This window comes from Xanthobacter aminoxidans (assembly GCF_023571765.1).
Taxonomy (GTDB): Bacteria; Pseudomonadota; Alphaproteobacteria; order Rhizobiales; family Xanthobacteraceae; genus Xanthobacter; species Xanthobacter aminoxidans.
Map to the genome: position 1 here is coordinate 509036 of NZ_JAMJXC010000002.1, position 16450 is coordinate 525485.

Sequence of the window (16450 nt, forward strand, 5' to 3'; positions counted from 1 at the left end):
AGCTCTTGTCGCCCCCTTGATGGTTCCGTGAGGCTTTGATCCTACCGGCAAACCCGGCGGATGGAAATGGGCGGCGGGTCTTAGTCGGCTGATGCGGCTGCCCTCCACTCGGCGAGGACCGCGGGATCGGTCTCCACAGGTACCCGTCGGGTGGCCTGCCGCGTGATCGCTGCGGCATCCGAAAGCCGCCCCAACGCCCACACCGCAGCACCTCTGACCAGAGCGGATTCATCCGCCAGCCGCGCTTCCACCAGCGGCAGGAGCGCGGCATCTCCTGAATTGCCGATGGCGATCAGCACGTTGCGCACGAAGCGGTCGCGGCCGATCCGTTTGATCGGGCTTTTGGGGAAGCGGGCGCGGAAGGCGGCGTCGTCCAGCGCTACCAGCTCGGCAAGCGGCGGGGCGTCGTTCTCCGCGCGGGCGGCGAGCTTCGCCTCCTGGCCCATCTGGGCGAACTTGTTCCAGGGGCAGGCGGCGAGGCAGTCGTCGCAGCCATAGATGCGGTTGCCCATGAGCGGGCGCAGCTCGGCCGGGATCGGCCCCTTGTGCTCGATGGTGAGGTAGGAGATGCAGCGGCGCGCATCGATGACGTAGGGCGCGGGAAACGCTGCGGTCGGGCAGGCATCGAGACAGGCGCGGCAGGAGCCGCAATGGTCTTTCTCCGGCGCATCGGGATGAAGCTCCAGCGTGGTGGCGATGGCGCCGAGGAACAGCCAGGAGCCGAATTCCCGCGAGACCAGATTGGTGTGCCGCCCCTGCCAGCCGAGCCCGGCTGCGGCGGCGAGCGGCTTCTCCATGAGGGGCGCGGTATCCACGAACACCTTCACGTCTGATGTGACGCCGCGCCGTCCGGCCTCCGCCAGCAGCGCGCGAGCGACGCGCTTGAGCTTCGGCTTGATGATGTCGTGATAGTCCTCGGCCCGCGCATAGACCGAGATGGCGCCGGCGCTCTTTTGTGCGAGCACCGCGCGGGGGTCTTCCGAAGGGCCGTAATTGAGGCCGAGCAGGATGACGCTGCGCATGTCCGGCCATAGCGTCAGGGGATCGGCGCGGCGGTCCAGCGTCTCGGCCATCCAGCCCATGTCGCCGTATGCGCCGTCCGCGACCCAGGCACGGAGCTTCGCTCCGGCGGGCGCGGCAGCCTCGGGCCGGGCGATGCCTACGGCATCGAACCCTTCTTCACGGGCGAGGCGGCGGACGATCTCCTCCAGGCCGCCCGCGTCCGTCAGAAATCGAGGTCCGCGTAGGTCTTGGAGGGGGGCATCCCCGGGATGCTCTCGGTGAGCAGGGCGCGGAAGGTCGGGCGCGACTTGATCCGCGCGTACCAGTCCCTCGCGTGCTCGTCCTCGTCCCACGGTACATCGCCCAGATAGTCGGCCACCGAGAGATGCGCGGCGGCGGCAAGGTCGGCCTGGCTCAGCTTCTCGCCGGCGAGCCATTTGCGCGCCTTGGCCAGCCAGCCGATGTACTTCAGATGATAGCGCAGATTGGCACGCGCCATACGCAGCGAGGTCGCGTCCGGCGAACCGCCGCCCTGCTCGCGCGTCATGTAGCGCTTGTGGATGCGCTCGCGCACCAGCGGCTCGGTCGATTCGACATACATCTTCTCGTTGAACCACTGGGTCAGCCGGCGCACCTCCACGCGGCCGGCGGGGTCCTCCGGAAGAAGCCGGTGGGTGCCGAGGGCGAGGCCCCGGGTTTCATCGAGATATTCGGCGATGATGAAGGCGCCCGGCACCGAGGCCGCCATCTCCTCCACGATCACCGGCGTCTCCCCCGACGGATTGAGCGCGAGGAATCCCGGCCGTCGCTCCCACACGCGCTCCTCCACCAGCTCCGGCTCCAGGCCGTACTCGGCGAGCAGCAGGCGGACGAATCGGGAATGTGGGCAGAAGGGATGATGATGCAGGTACATGGGCCGATTTCGCCGGGGGTCGAAGGGAGGGGGCGAGGCACCCGGCGTGTCCTATGATTAGAAGCCGAACCTTTCCGATTGGTTCCTCCCTGCTGCAGCGCGGGCCGACGCCCTGTCGCTGTCGCATTTCGCATTTCGATCATGGTAAGCGGATCGCTAACGACGCGGTGCAGGCAGCAATCCCTTGCCGTGAGGTTATTTGCCGGGCTGTTGCGACGCGGCCACAGCTTGGCCTGAAAAGCGCCGGCGGCCTCGGCCCTCCCCTTCCGTTGCGGCGCACCACGTTGCACCCGCGAAGGCAAGCGGAGAGGATGGCGCCCGTCTCGTTCCCGCCTCCCGGATTTTCTCACCCATGACTCTCGGCGACATGCTCGAAGCGCTCGTTCTCGGCCTGCTGGAAGGGCTGACGGAATTCATCCCCGTCTCTTCCACCGCCCACATCCTGCTGGCGGGGCATTTCCTCGGCTTCGAGAGCAATGGCCACACGTTCGAGGTGCTGATCCAGCTCGGCGCGGTGCTTGCCATCCTCACCGTCTATTTCCAGCGCTTCCTGCGCGTCGCCCAGCAGCTGCCCACAAATCCGGGGGCGCGGCGCTTCGTCATCGGCGTCCTCATCGCCTTCCTGCCGGCGGCCGTGATCGGCGCGGCGGCGCACGGCTTCATCAAGAGCGTACTGTTCGAGACGCCGGTGCTGATCTGCGGCACGCTGATCTTCGGCGGCATCATCCTCCTGTTCATCGACAAGGTGGTGCCGGCGCCGCGCTACAACAACGCCATGGGCCTGCCCTGGCACATCGCGCTCATCATCGGCTTCTTCCAGTGCCTGGCCATGATCCCGGGCATGTCGCGCTCCGGCTCGACCATCGTCGGCGCCATGCTGATGGGCGTGGACAAGCGGGCGGCGGCGGAATTCTCGTTCTTCCTCGCCTTGCCCACCATGTTCGGCGCGTTCGCCTACGACCTCTACAAGAACCGCGGCAACCTCTCGATGGACGATGGCCTGCTCATCGTCATCGGCTTCGTGGCGGCGTTCTGCGCGGCGGTGGTGGTGGTGAAGTCGCTGCTCGATTTCGTGTCGAAGCACGGCTATGCGCCATTCGGCTGGTGGCGCATCGCGGTGGGCATCGCCGGCCTCATCGGCCTCGCGCTGGTCGGCTGAGGCGGCCTCAGAAGTCGGTGGCGATGCCGCCGACTTCCCAGTCGCCGTAACGCACGGGCTCCGGGCCGTCGCGGCCGTTGATCTCCTTCGGCCGGTCCTTCTGCGCCGCGTCGATGGCCGCACGACGGGCCTCGGCCTCCGCCAGCGCGCGCTTGGCCGCCTCGCTCAGGGGCTTGCGCGGCTCCGTCTTGTCCTCGTCCATGGTCCCGTCTCCAAACACGGCGCGAGGCATCCTTCCGGTTGAGGATCGGCCTACCTCACCCGTTCGCAACCTTGCACCCACCGCGGAAAGCATGCTAGCAGCGCCGCGCTTTCCGGTCGTGCCCGCGGGGCCGACCCAACACCCCACGGATGGAGATGCGCATGGCCTCGCAGAATGGCGGCCCCAACCCGAATGCGGCGCCGTCGCTGAATGTGCTCGCGCAATATATCAAGGATTTCTCCTTCGAGAATCCCAATGCGCCGCGCTCCCTCGCCGCTCCTCCGAGCCAGCCCGACGTCAACATCCAGATCCACGTCAACGCCAAGCCGGGCGGCAATGGCGAGTTTGAGGTCGAGCTGAAGATCGACGGCGGCGCCAGCATCGAAGGCAACACCCTGTTCGCCTTCGAGCTGGTCTATGCCGGCGTGTTCCGCATCCTCAACATTCCGGAGCAGAGCCTGCAGCCGGTGGTGCTCATCGAGTGCCCGCGCCTGCTCTTCCCGTTTGCCCGCCAGATCATCGCCGACGCGGTGCGCAACGGCGGCTTCCCGCCCCTGATGATCGATCCGGTCGACTTCGCCGCGCTCTACCAGCAGCGTCTGCAGGCGGAAGCCGAGCGTCTCCAGGCCGGCCAGGCCTGAGCCTCGCCCCGTCCTGATCTTCGACAGAGCCCGCCGCCGCAGCGCCAGACGCCTGCGGCGGCGGGCTTTTTCGTGCGGTCCTTTTCCTTTTGCCCGCGCCCGTCATTGTGGCAGGCTCCGCCGCGCCGGAGCGGCGCCAGTGGTGGCGCCGCGGGGGCGCGGGAGGCATTCCGGGCGCGGCGATGCGATCCATCCGTTTCAAGCTGGCCGCGCTGGCGGGCGCCACGGCGATTCTCGCGGTGCTTGCGGGCTTCAGCGTGCTCATCGCCCTGCGTGCCGTGGACGGGGCGCTGGAGGCGGCGGTGTCGGCCCAGCAGCGGCTCGATGTGCTGACCGAGATTTCCGCCCGCCTCTCCGAGTACGGCCTTGCCGCCATTGCCGCCACCGAAAGCCCCACCGCGGGCGCCGGCCGGCTTGAGGACGCGCGTTCGCGCGTTTCGGCCCTGCTTGAGGCCTCGACCGTGAAGGCGGTCCAGGCGGCGCCCGACGCGTCGAGCGGCCTCAGGCCGCAGGAACGCCTGCTGGCCCGTCTCAGGGCGGATTTCATTTCCCTCGACCGGCAGATCACCGCCGCGACCCGTGATCCGGATACCGTGCGCCGGGGCGACCGGGTGCGCGGCTCCCTTAACGCCTTCGCCGCCTCGGCCGGGCCGACGCTCTCCCTGCTGGTGGAAAGCGAGCGTCGCGGCGTCACGGCTGCGCGGGAGGAGGCGGTGGCGCTGGCGGATCGGCTGCGGATCGGCGCGGTGGCCATTGCGCTGGCCGTGTTCGCCGCGGCGCTGGTGCTGTATCGCGCGCTGGCCCAGCCGCTGCTCGGCCGGCTCAAGGAGATCGACCGCGCGGCCGCCGCCATCGGCCGCGGCGATCTCTCCGCCCGCCTCGCCATCGGCCAGCGGGACGAACTGGGCGTGCTGATGGCCCGCTTCAACCGCATGGCCGCCCTCCTGGCGCGCCGCGAGCGAAAGGTGGCGCAGGACCGGGCGGGACTGGAGAAGACGGTGGCGGACCGCACCGCGGACCTCACCGAGGCAAACGCCCGTCTTGGCGCCATCGATGCGTCCCGGCGCCGCTTCTTCACCGATGTGAGCCATGAATTGCGCACGCCGCTCACCGTCATCATCGGCGAATGCGACGTGACCCAGCGGGCGCCGGCCATCCCGGAGTCGGTGAGCCGCGCGGTGCTCACCACCATCCGCAAGCGCGCCGGCATGCTTCACCGCCGGGTGGAGGATCTGCTGCGGGTCGCCCGTTCCGAGAGCGGGGAGATCGAGCTGGTGTTCCAGGACACCCCCCTCGCGCCCCTTCTTACCGATGCCGTGGCGGGGCTGGAGCCGGTGGCGCGGCGGCAGGGCGTCGCGCTGGTGCTTCACGCGCCGGAGCCGGGCCTCGTCGTGCATGCGGATCGCGAATGGCTCCGGCAGGTGGTGGAAGGCCTGATCGACAACGCCCTGCGTCACGGTCGCCCCCTCACCCGCGTCACCGTTTCGGTCGGGCACGGGGCCGATGCGGAGGGGCATGCGGTCGACATCATCGGCATCACGGACGATGGATGCGGCATTCCGCCCGAGGCCCGTGCCCGGCTGTTCGAGCGTTTCGCGCGCGGCGGCCGGCTCGGCGATGCCTCTGGCTTCGGCCTGGGGCTGGCCCTCGCCGATTGGGTGGTGACGCGGCACGGCGGACGTATCACACTGGAGGACGGCGAGGCGGGAGGCACCCGGGTGGTGATCGCATTGCCGCAGGCCGCAGCGGCCGGGGCGAGCGAACCCGCGGCAGAGCCCGGCCCCGCGATCTGACCGGCAACCCAACGCCGGCATTTCCGACAGGGCCTGCGGGCCGCGCACGCGGTCCGGGACAGCCCGAACGGGCACAGGAGGAACCATGAACATCCTGGTGGTGGAAGACGACAGCGACATCGGCGCCATGCTGAGCCGCGGCCTCTCCGCCGAGGGGTTCGACGTGACCGTCGTGGGACGGGCCGACGAGGCCCTCGAGACGGCGCGCCAGTACAATCCCTGCGCCGTGGTGCTCGACATGATGCTGCCGGACGGCTCCGGCATCGACGTGTGCCGGGCGCTGCGCGGCGCCGGCCATTCCGGCCCGATCCTGTTCCTCAGCGCCAAGGACGAGGTGCACGATCGCGCGGAAGGCCTCGGCGCCGGGGCGGACGACTACATCGTCAAGCCGTTCGTCTTCGGCGAGCTGGTGGCGCGGCTGCGCACCCATCTTCTGCACCGCCTCGGCGAAAGCCATTCCGACCGCGTCATGGCGGGGCGGCTGGTGCTCGACCCCTCCACCCGCACCGCGAAGTTCGGCGAGGTGCATGTGCGGCTCACCGAGCGCGAGGCCGATCTCCTGGCCCTGCTCATGGCCAGCCCGAATCGTCCCATCGCCCGGGGCGAGATCTTCGACCGGCTCTGGGCCAGCCAGGGCGGCGCCTCGCTCAACGTGGTGGACGTCTATGTGGGCTACCTGCGCACCAAGCTCGCGCCGGTCGGCCGAGCCGGCGGCCCCCAGGTGGCGACCGTGCGGGGGCGCGGCTTCATGCTCGACCTCTCCGCACCGTCAGCTCATTGATGAGCTCTAGAAGTATTGCAATGCAGCAAAAGATTTCACTTGCGGGAACCGATTCGGCTGCCAATATTTGACTCCGTTGTAGCGAAAAACCTCGTTACTTCAATTTCTTATGATCTTCTTATGAAGGTCGTGAGAGAACTCAGGAGGAAAGCATCATGCGCTGGAACAAGCCCCAGGTTTGCGAAGTCTGCGTCGGCATGGAAGTCACCGCTTACCTGCCGGCCGATTTCTGATCGACGGAGGTCGGGAGCCGCGAACGATTGGCAGGAGCGTCCGTCGCGTCATGCAGGTGATCGTTCTCGGTTCAGCGGCCGGCGGCGGCGTTCCCCAGTGGAACTGCCGCTGTCCGGTGTGCCAACTGGCTTGGAAGGGTGATCCACGGGTCACGCCCCGAACCCAGTCGAGCATCGCCGTCTCGGAGGACGGCGCCTCGTGGGTGCTCCTCAACGCTTCGCCCGATCTTCGGGCCCAGATCGCCGCGACCCGGTCACTTCAGCCCCGGGTGGATGGCCGCGACAGCCCCATTCGCGCCGTCGTCCTCACCAATGGTGACGTGGACCACATAGCCGGTTTGCTGACGCTGCGGGAGCAGCAGGCGTTCGAGGTGTACGGCACGGCCGACACGCTCGCGCTGATCGAACAGAATCAGGTCTTCGACGTGGTTTCCAAGGCGCTGGTGCGCCGGGAGCCGGTTTCGTTCGAAGTCCCGTTCTCGCCGGTTCCGGGGCTGACCATGGAATTCTTCACCGTGCCCGGCAAGGTGCCGCTCTGGCGCGAGGATGCCTCCCTCGTCATCGGCGAGGAGTCCGGCTCAACGGTGGGCGTGACGATCACCTCGGCCGGCAGCCGCCTCGTCTACGTGCCCGGCTGCGCCGCCGTGACGGACGCGCTGCGTCAGCGCATCTCCGGCGCCGACCTGCTGTTCTTCGACGGCACGCTCTATCGCGACGACGAGATGATCGCGGCCGGGATCGGCACCAAGACGGGCGCCCGCATGGGGCACCTGTCCATGTCCGGCGCGGACGGCACGGTGGCGCTGCTCGCCGACCTGCCTGTGGCGCGCCGGGTGTTCATCCATATCAACAACACCAATCCCGCGCTGATCGATGGCTCCGAGGAGCACCGCGCCGTGGAAGCGGCTGGCTGGACGGTCGCCCGGGACGGAATGGAGTTCTCCCTATGAGCGCGCAAGCCGCCGTCCGGGTGCTGGCCGAGGCCGCCGATCTTCCCACCGATTTCCCTGCCCTGCCCTCGCCGCAGGAGCCCCTGTCGCCCGAAGGTCTGGAGGCCGCGCTGCGCGCGGTGGGCGCGACGCGCTATCACAACCTGCATCCCTTCCATAAGCTGCTGCATTCCGGCCGGCTGAACCGGGATCAGGTGCGCGCCTGGGCGCTCAACCGCTACTGCTACCAATCCGCGATCCCCCGCAAGGATGCGGCGCTGATGGCGCGCTGCGACGACCGCGAGCTGCGCCGGGAATGGCTGCACCGCATCACCGACCACGACGGTTTCGGCGAGGATACGGGCGGCATCGAGCGCTGGCTGGTACTCACCGACGGCCTCGGCCTCAACCGGGCCTACGTGGTCTCGAAGGAAGGGGCGTTGCCTGCCACCAAGTTCGCGGTGGAGGCCTATGTGCGCTTCGTCGCCGAGAATACGCTGCTGGAGGCGGTGGCTTCTTCCCTCACCGAGCTGTTCGCGCCGGGCATCCATGCCGAGCGCATCTCCGGCATGCTGGAGCACTACGACTTCATCAACGAGAAAGTCGTCGCCTATTTCCGCCGCCGCCTCGATCAGGCGCCGAAGGATGCCGATTTCGCCCTCGAATATGTGAAACAGCACGCCCGCACGGCCGCCGAGCAGCGCGCCGTCATCCGCGCCCTCACCTTCAAGACCGAGGTGCTGTGGGCGCAGCTCGACGCGCTCTATCTCGCCTATGTGGCGCCGGGCTGGCCCGCGCCGGGTGCCTGGCGACCGGGCGTCGCCATCGTCGGGGAATGAGATGCGCGCCGAGGAAACCGACGTCCCGCGCCTGCCGCGGGGCGTGAAGCTCAAATACGATCAGGTGCGCGCCCGCCATGTGCTGCTGGCGCCGGAGCGGGCGTTCGACATCGACGAGACCGCCGCCGCCGTGCTGGAACTGGTGGACGGAAAGCGCACCTGCGCCGAGATCGTGGACGCCCTCGCCGCCCGTTACGACGAGAAACGCGAGGTCATCGCCGATGACGTCAAGGATATGATCGGCGGCCTGATCGCGCGCCGGGTGATCGAGACATGAACGAGACCGTGGCCGAGATGGAGACGAGGCAGTCCCCGCAGCCCGTGGCGACGCCTCCGGTCGGCCATCCCATCGGCATCCTCGCCGAGCTGACCCATCGCTGCCCGCTCCGCTGCCCCTATTGCTCGAATCCGCTGGAGCTGGAGCGCCGCGAGACGGAGCTCGACACCGCCACCTGGAAGCGGGTGCTGAGCGAGGCCGCCGCGCTGGGCATTCTCCACGTCCATCTCTCCGGCGGTGAACCGACCGCCCGGCCGGACCTCGTGGAGTTGACCGCCCATTGCGCCGCCGAGGGGCTCTACACCAATCTCATCACCTCCGGCATCGGCCGCGCCTCCGGCATGATCGACGCGCTGTCGGAGGCCGGGCTCGATCACGTCCAGCTCTCCGTGCAGGGCGCGAGTGCCGAGACCGGGGATCGCATCGGCGGCTACAAGGGCGGCCATGCGGCGAAGCTGGAATTTGCCCGGAAGGTCACGGACCTCGGCCTGCCGCTGACGCTCAATGCCGTCATCCATCGCGGCAACATCCATGAGGTGGAGGACATCATTGCCCTCGCCGTGGCGCTGAAGGCCCGCCGGCTGGAGGTGGCGCACACCCAGTATTACGGCTGGGCCTATGTGAACCGCGCCGCGCTGATGCCCGCCCGTCCCGACGTGGATCGCTCGGTGGCGCTGGTGGAGGAGGCGCGCCGGAGCCTTGAGGGCATCCTCGTCATCGACATGGTGATCCCGGATTATTACGCCCGTTATCCCAAGCCCTGCTCCGGCGGCTGGGGCCGTCGCACGCTGAATGTCACCCCCACCGGCCGGGTGCTGCCCTGCCATGCGGCGGAGAGCATCCCGAACCTCGAATTCTGGTCCGTGCGCGACCGCGCCCTGGGCGACATCTGGCGGTCTTCGCCGGCGTTCAACGCCTTCCGCGGCACCGACTGGATGCGCGAGCCCTGCCGCAGCTGCGACCGGCGCGAGATGGATTTCGGCGGCTGCCGCTGCCAGGCCATGGCGCTGGCTGGCGACGCGGCAGCGACCGACCCGGCCTGCTCGCTCTCGCCCTTCCATGCCCGCGTCGAGGCGCTGGCGACGGAGGAGGCCGCGGCGGTTGCGCCGGACTACATCTATCGCACCATCGGCGGAGCGCCCGGGAAGGCGTCCGAAGGAGCCGCATCGTGAGCCTGCGTCACGCGTTGGGCCTCTGGCTCGTCCTCATGGCCGCCCTGTTCTCGGGCGGCGCCCTCGTCATGCCCCAGGCGGCGAGCGCGGCCGAGGCGCCGGCCGCATCCCAGCCAGCCACCCCGGATGCGGCGACGCTGCTGTTCGAGGCCCCGCAGCTGGCCAACACCAATGCGGGCCAGACGCTCACCTACAAATATTCCCGCAAGGTGGCCGATCCGGAACTCGGCGCGAGCTTTGAGGATCGCGTGGTGCTGATGATCGCGGCGAGCGCCAGCAGCAGCGGCGACGCCCGCGACGTCAGGGTCGATTTCTTCACGCCCGAGCGCCACCACGCCGCTGGCCCGTTCGAGGGCGTGACGACCAATCCCATGCTGCTTTTGTTCCTGGAGAACCACCTCGGGGACCTTGCCGGTCGGCTCAAGGGCAATCCGCGCTATTTCAAGACCGCCATCCGCACCGCCTTGCGCGACGCCGCCACCGTGACCGCAGCTGATCTCACCGTCGGCGGCCAGACGGTGAAGGGCTGGCGCGTCACGGTGACGCCGTTCAAGGGCGATCCCAATGCCGTGCGGATGCGGGGGCTCGATACCCTCGCCTATACGTTCGAGGTGTCGCCGGACGTGCCGGGCCAGATCGTGCGCATGGACATCAAGGCCGACGCGCCAGGGGGCACCCTGTGGGAGGAGAGCATCGCCTATGATCCGACGAGCCATTGAGGCCGGCGCCCTGCTGCTCGCCCTCGGCGGGGCGGCGGCTGCGGCGACTGCAAGCGACAACGATTACCCCACCTCCGCCCGCGTCGATTACGTGTTCGGCTGCATGGCGGCCAACGGCCAGACCCGGGAGGCCATGGCCCGCTGTTCCTGCTCCGTGGACACCCTCGCCTCGATCCTGCCGTACGATCACTATGTCGCGGCCGAGACGATCCTTTCCATGCGGCAGGGCGTGGGGCAGGCGGCCAATATCTTCCGCAACACGCCCCAATATGACGACACGATTGCAGAACTGCGCCGGGCGCAGGCAGAAGCAGAAATCACCTGCTTCAAGTAGAGCGATTTCGCGTCGCACAAATCATTCTCGCAGGCGCCGCACATGTGACGGGTTTTCGGCCCCGCTTCACTGTGTTAGCTTCCCCGCCAAGAACAGACGCATGGCGCACGGATTTTTCCGAAGCGCACTGCAACGACAAGCGGGCAACCGCCGCGGCGTCTTGATTGGGTCCGTCAATCCCCAAGGCAAAGCCATGGCCAGTTACCGCTTGAGTTCCGTTCTCTCTCCACTTGTCCCACGTTCTGGAGCCGGCTTCGCGCCGCCGCGCGCCCTTTGTCTGCCGGCCTTGCCGCGCGGCCTCTCTTCCGCGCAGGGGTGAGCCTCATGTCATCGGGTGAAACGACCGAAGCCGGTGCTGCCCGCATCGTGCGAGACGTGGTGTGTGGCTTCTGCGGCCTCGGCTGCGACGACATCGAGGTGTCCGTCGCCGGCCGCGTGGTGACACCACGCAAGGCCTGCGCCGATGCCGCCCGCCTGCTGGCGCGTGGCGATGCGCCTCCGCCCTCTCCCCGCGTCAATGGCGCGCCGGCCAGCCTCGCCGAGGCGGCCTCCGCCGCGGCCGCCCATCTGAAGGCGGCGCGGTCCTCCGTTTTCTCCGGCCTCGGCGCCGATCTCGAAGGGCTGCGGCGGCTCTACGATATCGCCATGGTGGCGGGGGCGAGCATCGACCATTCCGCCTCGGGCGGCCTGTTCGCCAATCTCGACCGCCTCGCCCGCCGCGGCTGGATCGCCGCGACCCTCGCCGAGGTGCGCAACCGCTGCGACCTGCTGGTGGTGTTCGGCGACGACCCTGCCGCGAGCTTCCACCGCCTGTTCGAGCGCATCATGCCGGTGCGTACGGGGGAGGGCGGCGACGCCGCCCCCCTGTTCGCGCCCTCCGGCCGGCGTGTGGTGATGATCGGAGCGCCGTTCTCAGACGCTTCGCGCAAGGTCCTCGCCGGCCACGAGCTGAGCGAGATCCTGCTGCCGCCCGAACAGGTTGCCACCGCCGCCGCGCTGCTGGCGTCGGCCCTGGCCGGCCGCGATATCGGTGCCGTGGACGTGCTGTCCGGCACGGCTGGTGCCTCGCTGGCGGAGCTTGCCGACCTGCTCCGCGCCGCGCGCTACAGCGTTTTCACCTGGAACGCCGCAACCCTGCCGCAGGCGGATGCCGCTGCCGTCGCCAGCTCGGCCTCGGAGGCCGTGGACCTGCTGTCGCCGACCACCCGCGCGGCGGTGTTGCCGCTGGGCGGCCGCGACAACGTCACCGGCGCGCACCAGCTCGCGCTCTGGCGCTTCGGCTATCCCCTGCGCACGGCGATCGGTGCCGGAACCGCACGCCATGCGCCCGATCTCTACGCCACGGCCGCGGCCCTGAAGGACGGCGACCTGCTGCTCCATGCCAGCGCCTTCCGGCCTGATCCAGCGCCCGAATTCAGCGCCGGTCCGGTGATCGCCCTCGCCCATCCCGACACGTCGTTTGCCCGCGAGCCGGACGTGTTCATCCCCGTCGGAACGCCCGGCGTCGATCATCCAGGGCATGTCTTCCGCATGGATTCCGTTGTCTGCCTGCCGCTCCAGGGCCTTCGCCCGGCCGAGCTTCCGAGCCTCGCCGAGGCGGCTTCCGCCATCCTCGCCAATCTCGGGAGGGGCGCATGAGAAAGCGCGTCACCGGCGGGCGGGTGTTCGATCCCGCCAACGGCATCATCGATCAGGTCCGCGACGTGGTGCTTGAGGATGGGCGCATCATCGCCGATCCGGGGCCGGGCGGCAGCGAGGAGGTGGTGAACGCCTCCGGCTGCATCGTGCTCGCCGGCGGCATCGACCTGCACAGCCACATCGCCGGCGGCAAGGTGAACCTCGGCCGTCTCCTCATGAACGAGGACCGGGCGCTGTTCCCCGAGCCGTTCGGCGATTTCTGCGGCTGCGGCGGCGGGCGCGCGGCGCCGACCACCCACGCCACCGGCTGTCGCTATTCGCAGATGGGCTACACGGCGGTGTTCGAGCCTGCGGTCGTGGGCGCCAATGCCCGCCATGCGCATCTCGAGATGGCGGACATCCCGAACATCGACACCGGCGGCTTTCTGGTGCTCGGCAACGACGACTTCCTGCTGCGCCTGATCGCCATGGGCGAAGGCCAGCAGGCGATCAACGATTATGTGGCCTGGATGCTCAAGGCGACCCAGAGCTGCGCCATCAAGATCGTCAATCCCGGCGGCATCAACGCCTTCAAGTTCAACGGCCGCAACCTCGATCTGGACGAGGCCGGCCCGTTCTACGAGCTGACGCCCCGACGCATCCTCAACACGCTGCAGCGGGCGGTGACGGAGCTGGGCGTGCCCCACCCCATCCACCTGCACGGCTGCAACCTCGGCATTCCCGGCAACGTGAAGACCACGCTCGCCACCATGGGCGCCACGGAGGGCTTCCCCCTCCACCTCACCCACATCCAGTTCCACTCCTATGGCACCGAGGGTGACCGGCACTTCTCCTCCGGCGCGGCCGAGATCGCGGAGGCGGTGAACGCCATGCCGCACATCTCGGTGGACGTGGGGCAGATCATGTTCGGCCAGACCGTGACCGCCTCGGCCGACCTCATGTCGCAGTACCGCAACCACTCTATCGCCGATCCCAAGAAGTGGATCGGCATGGATATCGAGATGGACGCGGCCTGCGGCGTGGTGCCGTTCAACTATCGCGACACGTCCTTCGTGAACGCGCTGCAATGGGCCATCGGGCTGGAGCTGTTCCTGCTCATCGAGGACCCGTGGCGGGTCTATCTCACCACGGACCATCCCAACGGCGGCCCCTTTACCTCCTACCCGCACCTCATCCGCCTGTTGATGGACAAGCCCTTCCGGGACCATCACTTGCGCCAGATTCACAAGGCGGCGCGGTCCCATACCCGGCTCGAAAGCATCTCCCGCGAGTACACGCTGGAGGAGATCGCCGTCGTCACCCGCGCCGCGCCGGCCCGCACCCTCGGCCTCAAGGATCGCGGCCACCTCGGCCCCGGCGCGCGGGCGGATGTGGTGCTTTATGAGGATCAGCCGGACCGGGAAGCCATGTTCGCCCACCCGCGCATCGTGATGAAGGACGGCGAGGTGGTGGTGGTGAACGGCGAGATCGTCGCCCTCACCGAGGGGCGGACCTATGCGGTGCATCCCCCCTCCGACCCCTTGATGGACAAGAGGCTGGAGCGCTGGTTCGACGAGGCGGTGGGCCTGAAATCCAGCCATTACCAGATCGCCGACGGGGAAATCCGTGGCGGCCAAGGCCCTGAAATCGTGGAGCTGAAGCCGTGAGCGCACCAGCCCCCCTTCTCATCAACGGCGTCGAAATCCGCGACAGCTTCGCCGAAGCGTTTCCCATGGCGGGAACGCGCCTCATCATCACCGCCGATACGCCGCGCTGGGCGCACACCGCTGCGGCGAGCCTCACCGGGTTTGCCACCTCGGTGATCGGCTGTGGTTGTGAGGCGGCTATCGAACGCGAAATCCCCGCCGCCGAAACCCCGGACGGCCGGCCCGGCTATGCCGTGCTCATCTTCGCCATGTCGCTGAAGGACCTGAAGAAGATCGTGCCGCTCCGTGCCGGGCAATGCGTGCTCACCTCGCCCACCTCGGCGCTCTATTCCGGCCTGGAAGGCGGCTCCGCCGTCCCGCTCGGAAAGGCGCTGCGCTATTTCGGCGATGGCCACCAGATGTCGAAAAACCTTGGCGGCAGCAGGATCTGGCGCATTCCCGTGATGGAAGGCGAGTTCGTCTGCGACGAGATCGTCGGCTCCACGACGGCAGCGGTAGGCGGCGGCAATTTCCTGATCCTCGCCCGCTCGCGTCCTGCGGCGCTGGCGGCGGCGGAAGCGGCGGTCGCGGCCATGGGGCAGGTGCGCGGGGCCATCATGCCCTTCCCGGGCGGGGTGGTGCGGTCCGGCTCCAAGGTTGGCTCCAAATATGCCGGCCTGATCGCCTCCTCCAATGACGCCTACTGCCCGACGCTGCGGGGCATTGCCAAAACTGCTTTGCCGGCTGAAGTCGAGAGCGTGCTGGAAATCGTCATCGACGGACTCAGTGAGGGCGAGGTGGCGGACAGCATGCGCGCGGGCATCACGGCGGTGTGCGGCCTTGGCGCCGCGGGAGGAGTGGTGGCGGTGGATGCCGGCAATTACGGCGGCAACCTCGGGCCCTTCCATTTCAAGCTGCATCAACTGATGGCGCAGGAGGCGGGACGATGAATGGCATCCGCCTGACATTGAAGGCCCCGCTCACCGCGCGGGTTGATGCGTCGAACCTTCTGCCTGCTGCATTTGCAGGTGCGAGCGCAGCCGAGGTCGCCGCGCGCACGGTTCCCTTCGGCACGGGCGTCGCTCTGGTGGGGGACCTCTTTGAAGTCGCCGCCAGCGAAGGCGATGCGCTGGTTCTTTCCGGTGACCCCCGGCTCGACTATGTGGGCGCGGGCCTTGCCGCTGGCGAGATCCGCGTGGAAGGCAGCGTCGGCGCGGCCGCCGGGTCGGGCATGAGCGGTGGGCGTCTGGTGATCTCCGGCGATGCCGGCGACGGGCTGGCGGCTGGCCTAACCGGCGGACGGATCCAGGTTTTCGGCAATGCCGGCAAGAATGTCGGCGGTCCGAGGCCGGGTGAGCGTCAGGGCATGCGGGGCGGGGTCGTCTCCATTGCCGGCCGGGTGGGGGATGGCCTCGGCGCGCGGTTGCGCGGTGGCCTGATCCTGGTGGCCGGCGATGCCGGGGCGGGTGCGGCGGATGGTCTGTTAGCCGGCACACTTGCCGTGGCGGGTCGGCTCGGTCCCGGCGCCGGACGTGGCATGAAGCGCGGCTCCATCCTCGTTTCCTCGGCGCCGGAGGCTCTGGCCCCTGGCTTTGCCGAGGCGGGACCGCAGGATTTCGTGGCCTTGAGGCTGCTGGCGCGGCGCGTGCCGGAGCTGGCCGCGCTGTTCGGAGGAGAACTGTCCGGCCGGGCCGTGCGCCTTGTCGGCAACCGGTTGGCCGGCGGGGAAGGCGAAATTCTCGTCCTGAGCTAAGCCGGCGAAATATCAGATCAAGAAACCAGAAGAGGAACGCCCCGATGCGCACATTGTTCGTTTCCGCTCTCCTCCTCGCCGCCGCAACCGGCTCGGCCTATGCCGATCCGGACGTGGCCAAGGGCGAGACCGTTTTCAAGAAATGCATGGCCTGCCATGCTATTGGCCCGGATGCCAAGGTGAAGGTCGGCCCGCCGCTGAACGGCATCGTCGGCGCCAAGTGGGGGCATTTCGAGGGCTATGCCTATTCCCAGGACATCAAGGACGGCGCCGCCGCCGGCAAGGTCTGGGACGTGGCCACCCTCAACGACTATATCGAGAACCCCAAGCATCTGGCCCCGAAGGGGAAAATGGCCTTCGCGGGGGTCAAGAGCGAGTCGGAGCGGGCGGACCTCATTGCCTTCCTCGCCCAGTTCAAGCCCGACGGCAGCAAATGACGA

General features: G+C 68.5%; 19 protein-coding genes. 16 read left to right on the forward strand and 3 right to left on the reverse strand.

Going from position 1 to position 16450, the window contains the following annotated elements; translation table 11 throughout:
- Positions 1–80 precede the first annotated feature (80 nt).
- Entirely contained in the window at positions 81–1229 is a 1149-nt protein-coding gene (gene queG / locus EJ105_RS05115; protein WP_250165567.1) for a tRNA epoxyqueuosine(34) reductase QueG, read from the reverse strand.
- Complete coding sequence (locus EJ105_RS05120; protein ID WP_024281411.1) at positions 1226–1915, reverse strand: glutathione S-transferase family protein; 690 nt, start codon at positions 1913–1915, stop codon at positions 1226–1228. The genes queG and EJ105_RS05120 overlap by 4 nt, the downstream gene beginning before the upstream one ends.
- A 352-nt stretch (positions 1916–2267) precedes the next feature.
- On the opposite strand from EJ105_RS05120, the gene EJ105_RS05125 reads away from it, so the two are divergent.
- The gene (locus EJ105_RS05125) at positions 2268–3074 is read left to right on the forward strand and encodes an undecaprenyl-diphosphate phosphatase (RefSeq protein WP_024281410.1); all 807 of its coding nucleotides are present in this window, start codon (positions 2268–2270) and stop codon (positions 3072–3074) included.
- Between the two features lie 7 nt (positions 3075–3081).
- Here the strand turns inward: EJ105_RS05125 and EJ105_RS05130 are convergent, their stop codons facing one another.
- Positions 3082–3276, reverse strand: a complete 195-nt coding sequence (locus tag EJ105_RS05130; RefSeq protein ID WP_024281409.1) for a DUF1674 domain-containing protein — start codon at positions 3274–3276, stop codon at positions 3082–3084.
- Positions 3277–3437: 161 nt separating this feature from the next.
- Between EJ105_RS05130 and secB the strand changes: the two genes are divergently transcribed.
- From secB to EJ105_RS05200, 15 genes are all read left to right on the forward strand, one after another.
- Positions 3438–3917 (forward strand): protein-export chaperone SecB, encoded by a 480-nt coding sequence (gene secB / locus EJ105_RS05135; protein ID WP_024281408.1) that lies wholly within the window; start codon positions 3438–3440, stop codon positions 3915–3917.
- A 182-nt stretch (positions 3918–4099) separates the two neighbouring features.
- Entirely contained in the window at positions 4100–5710 is a 1611-nt protein-coding gene (locus EJ105_RS05140; RefSeq protein ID WP_250165511.1) for a sensor histidine kinase, read from the forward strand.
- A gap of 85 nt (positions 5711–5795) precedes the next feature.
- Positions 5796–6491 (forward strand): response regulator transcription factor, encoded by a 696-nt coding sequence (locus EJ105_RS05145; RefSeq protein ID WP_024281406.1) that lies wholly within the window; start codon positions 5796–5798, stop codon positions 6489–6491.
- A 155-nt stretch (positions 6492–6646) separates the two neighbouring features.
- Positions 6647–6724 carry a pyrroloquinoline quinone precursor peptide PqqA gene (gene pqqA / locus EJ105_RS28070; RefSeq protein WP_081437156.1) on the forward strand — a complete coding sequence of 26 codons (78 nt, stop codon included), beginning with the start codon at positions 6647–6649 and terminating at the stop codon, positions 6722–6724.
- 50 nt (positions 6725–6774) lie between these two features.
- Entirely contained in the window at positions 6775–7674 is a 900-nt protein-coding gene (pqqB, locus tag EJ105_RS05150; RefSeq protein WP_029556348.1) for a pyrroloquinoline quinone biosynthesis protein PqqB, read from the forward strand.
- Entirely contained in the window at positions 7671–8492 is an 822-nt protein-coding gene (pqqC, locus tag EJ105_RS05155) for a pyrroloquinoline-quinone synthase PqqC (RefSeq protein WP_250165512.1), read from the forward strand. The genes pqqB and pqqC overlap by 4 nt, the downstream gene beginning before the upstream one ends.
- 1 nt (position 8493) lies before the next feature.
- Positions 8494–8769: a pyrroloquinoline quinone biosynthesis peptide chaperone PqqD gene (pqqD, locus tag EJ105_RS05160; RefSeq protein WP_029556350.1), complete on the forward strand. Its 276-nt coding sequence runs from the start codon at positions 8494–8496 to the stop codon at positions 8767–8769.
- A 17-nt stretch (positions 8770–8786) separates the two neighbouring features.
- Positions 8787–9941, forward strand: a complete 1155-nt coding sequence (pqqE, locus tag EJ105_RS05165; RefSeq protein ID WP_250165568.1) for a pyrroloquinoline quinone biosynthesis protein PqqE — start codon at positions 8787–8789, stop codon at positions 9939–9941.
- Positions 9938–10660, forward strand: a complete 723-nt coding sequence (locus EJ105_RS05170; protein ID WP_250165513.1) for a hypothetical protein — start codon at positions 9938–9940, stop codon at positions 10658–10660. The genes pqqE and EJ105_RS05170 overlap by 4 nt, the downstream gene beginning before the upstream one ends.
- Complete coding sequence (locus EJ105_RS05175; protein ID WP_024281400.1) at positions 10641–10994, forward strand: hypothetical protein; 354 nt, start codon at positions 10641–10643, stop codon at positions 10992–10994. The genes EJ105_RS05170 and EJ105_RS05175 overlap by 20 nt, the downstream gene beginning before the upstream one ends.
- Positions 10995–11318: 324 nt before the next feature.
- Positions 11319–12632, forward strand: coding sequence for a molybdopterin-binding domain-containing protein (locus EJ105_RS05180; protein WP_250165514.1), 1314 nt, complete (start codon positions 11319–11321; stop codon positions 12630–12632).
- Positions 12629–14278, forward strand: a complete 1650-nt coding sequence (locus tag EJ105_RS05185) for a formylmethanofuran dehydrogenase subunit A (protein WP_029556354.1) — start codon at positions 12629–12631, stop codon at positions 14276–14278. Before EJ105_RS05180 ends, EJ105_RS05185 begins: the two co-directional genes overlap by 4 nt.
- On the forward strand, positions 14275–15207 hold the full coding sequence (gene fhcD / locus EJ105_RS05190; protein WP_250165515.1) for a formylmethanofuran--tetrahydromethanopterin N-formyltransferase: 933 nt from the start codon (positions 14275–14277) through the stop codon (positions 15205–15207). The genes EJ105_RS05185 and fhcD overlap by 4 nt, the downstream gene beginning before the upstream one ends.
- A 17-nt stretch (positions 15208–15224) precedes the next feature.
- Positions 15225–16010 carry a formylmethanofuran dehydrogenase subunit C gene (locus EJ105_RS05195; RefSeq protein WP_250165516.1) on the forward strand — a complete coding sequence of 262 codons (786 nt, stop codon included), beginning with the start codon at positions 15225–15227 and terminating at the stop codon, positions 16008–16010.
- A 44-nt stretch (positions 16011–16054) separates the two neighbouring features.
- The gene (locus EJ105_RS05200; RefSeq protein ID WP_024281394.1) at positions 16055–16447 is read left to right on the forward strand and encodes a c-type cytochrome; all 393 of its coding nucleotides are present in this window, start codon (positions 16055–16057) and stop codon (positions 16445–16447) included.
- Positions 16448–16450 lie beyond the last annotated feature (3 nt).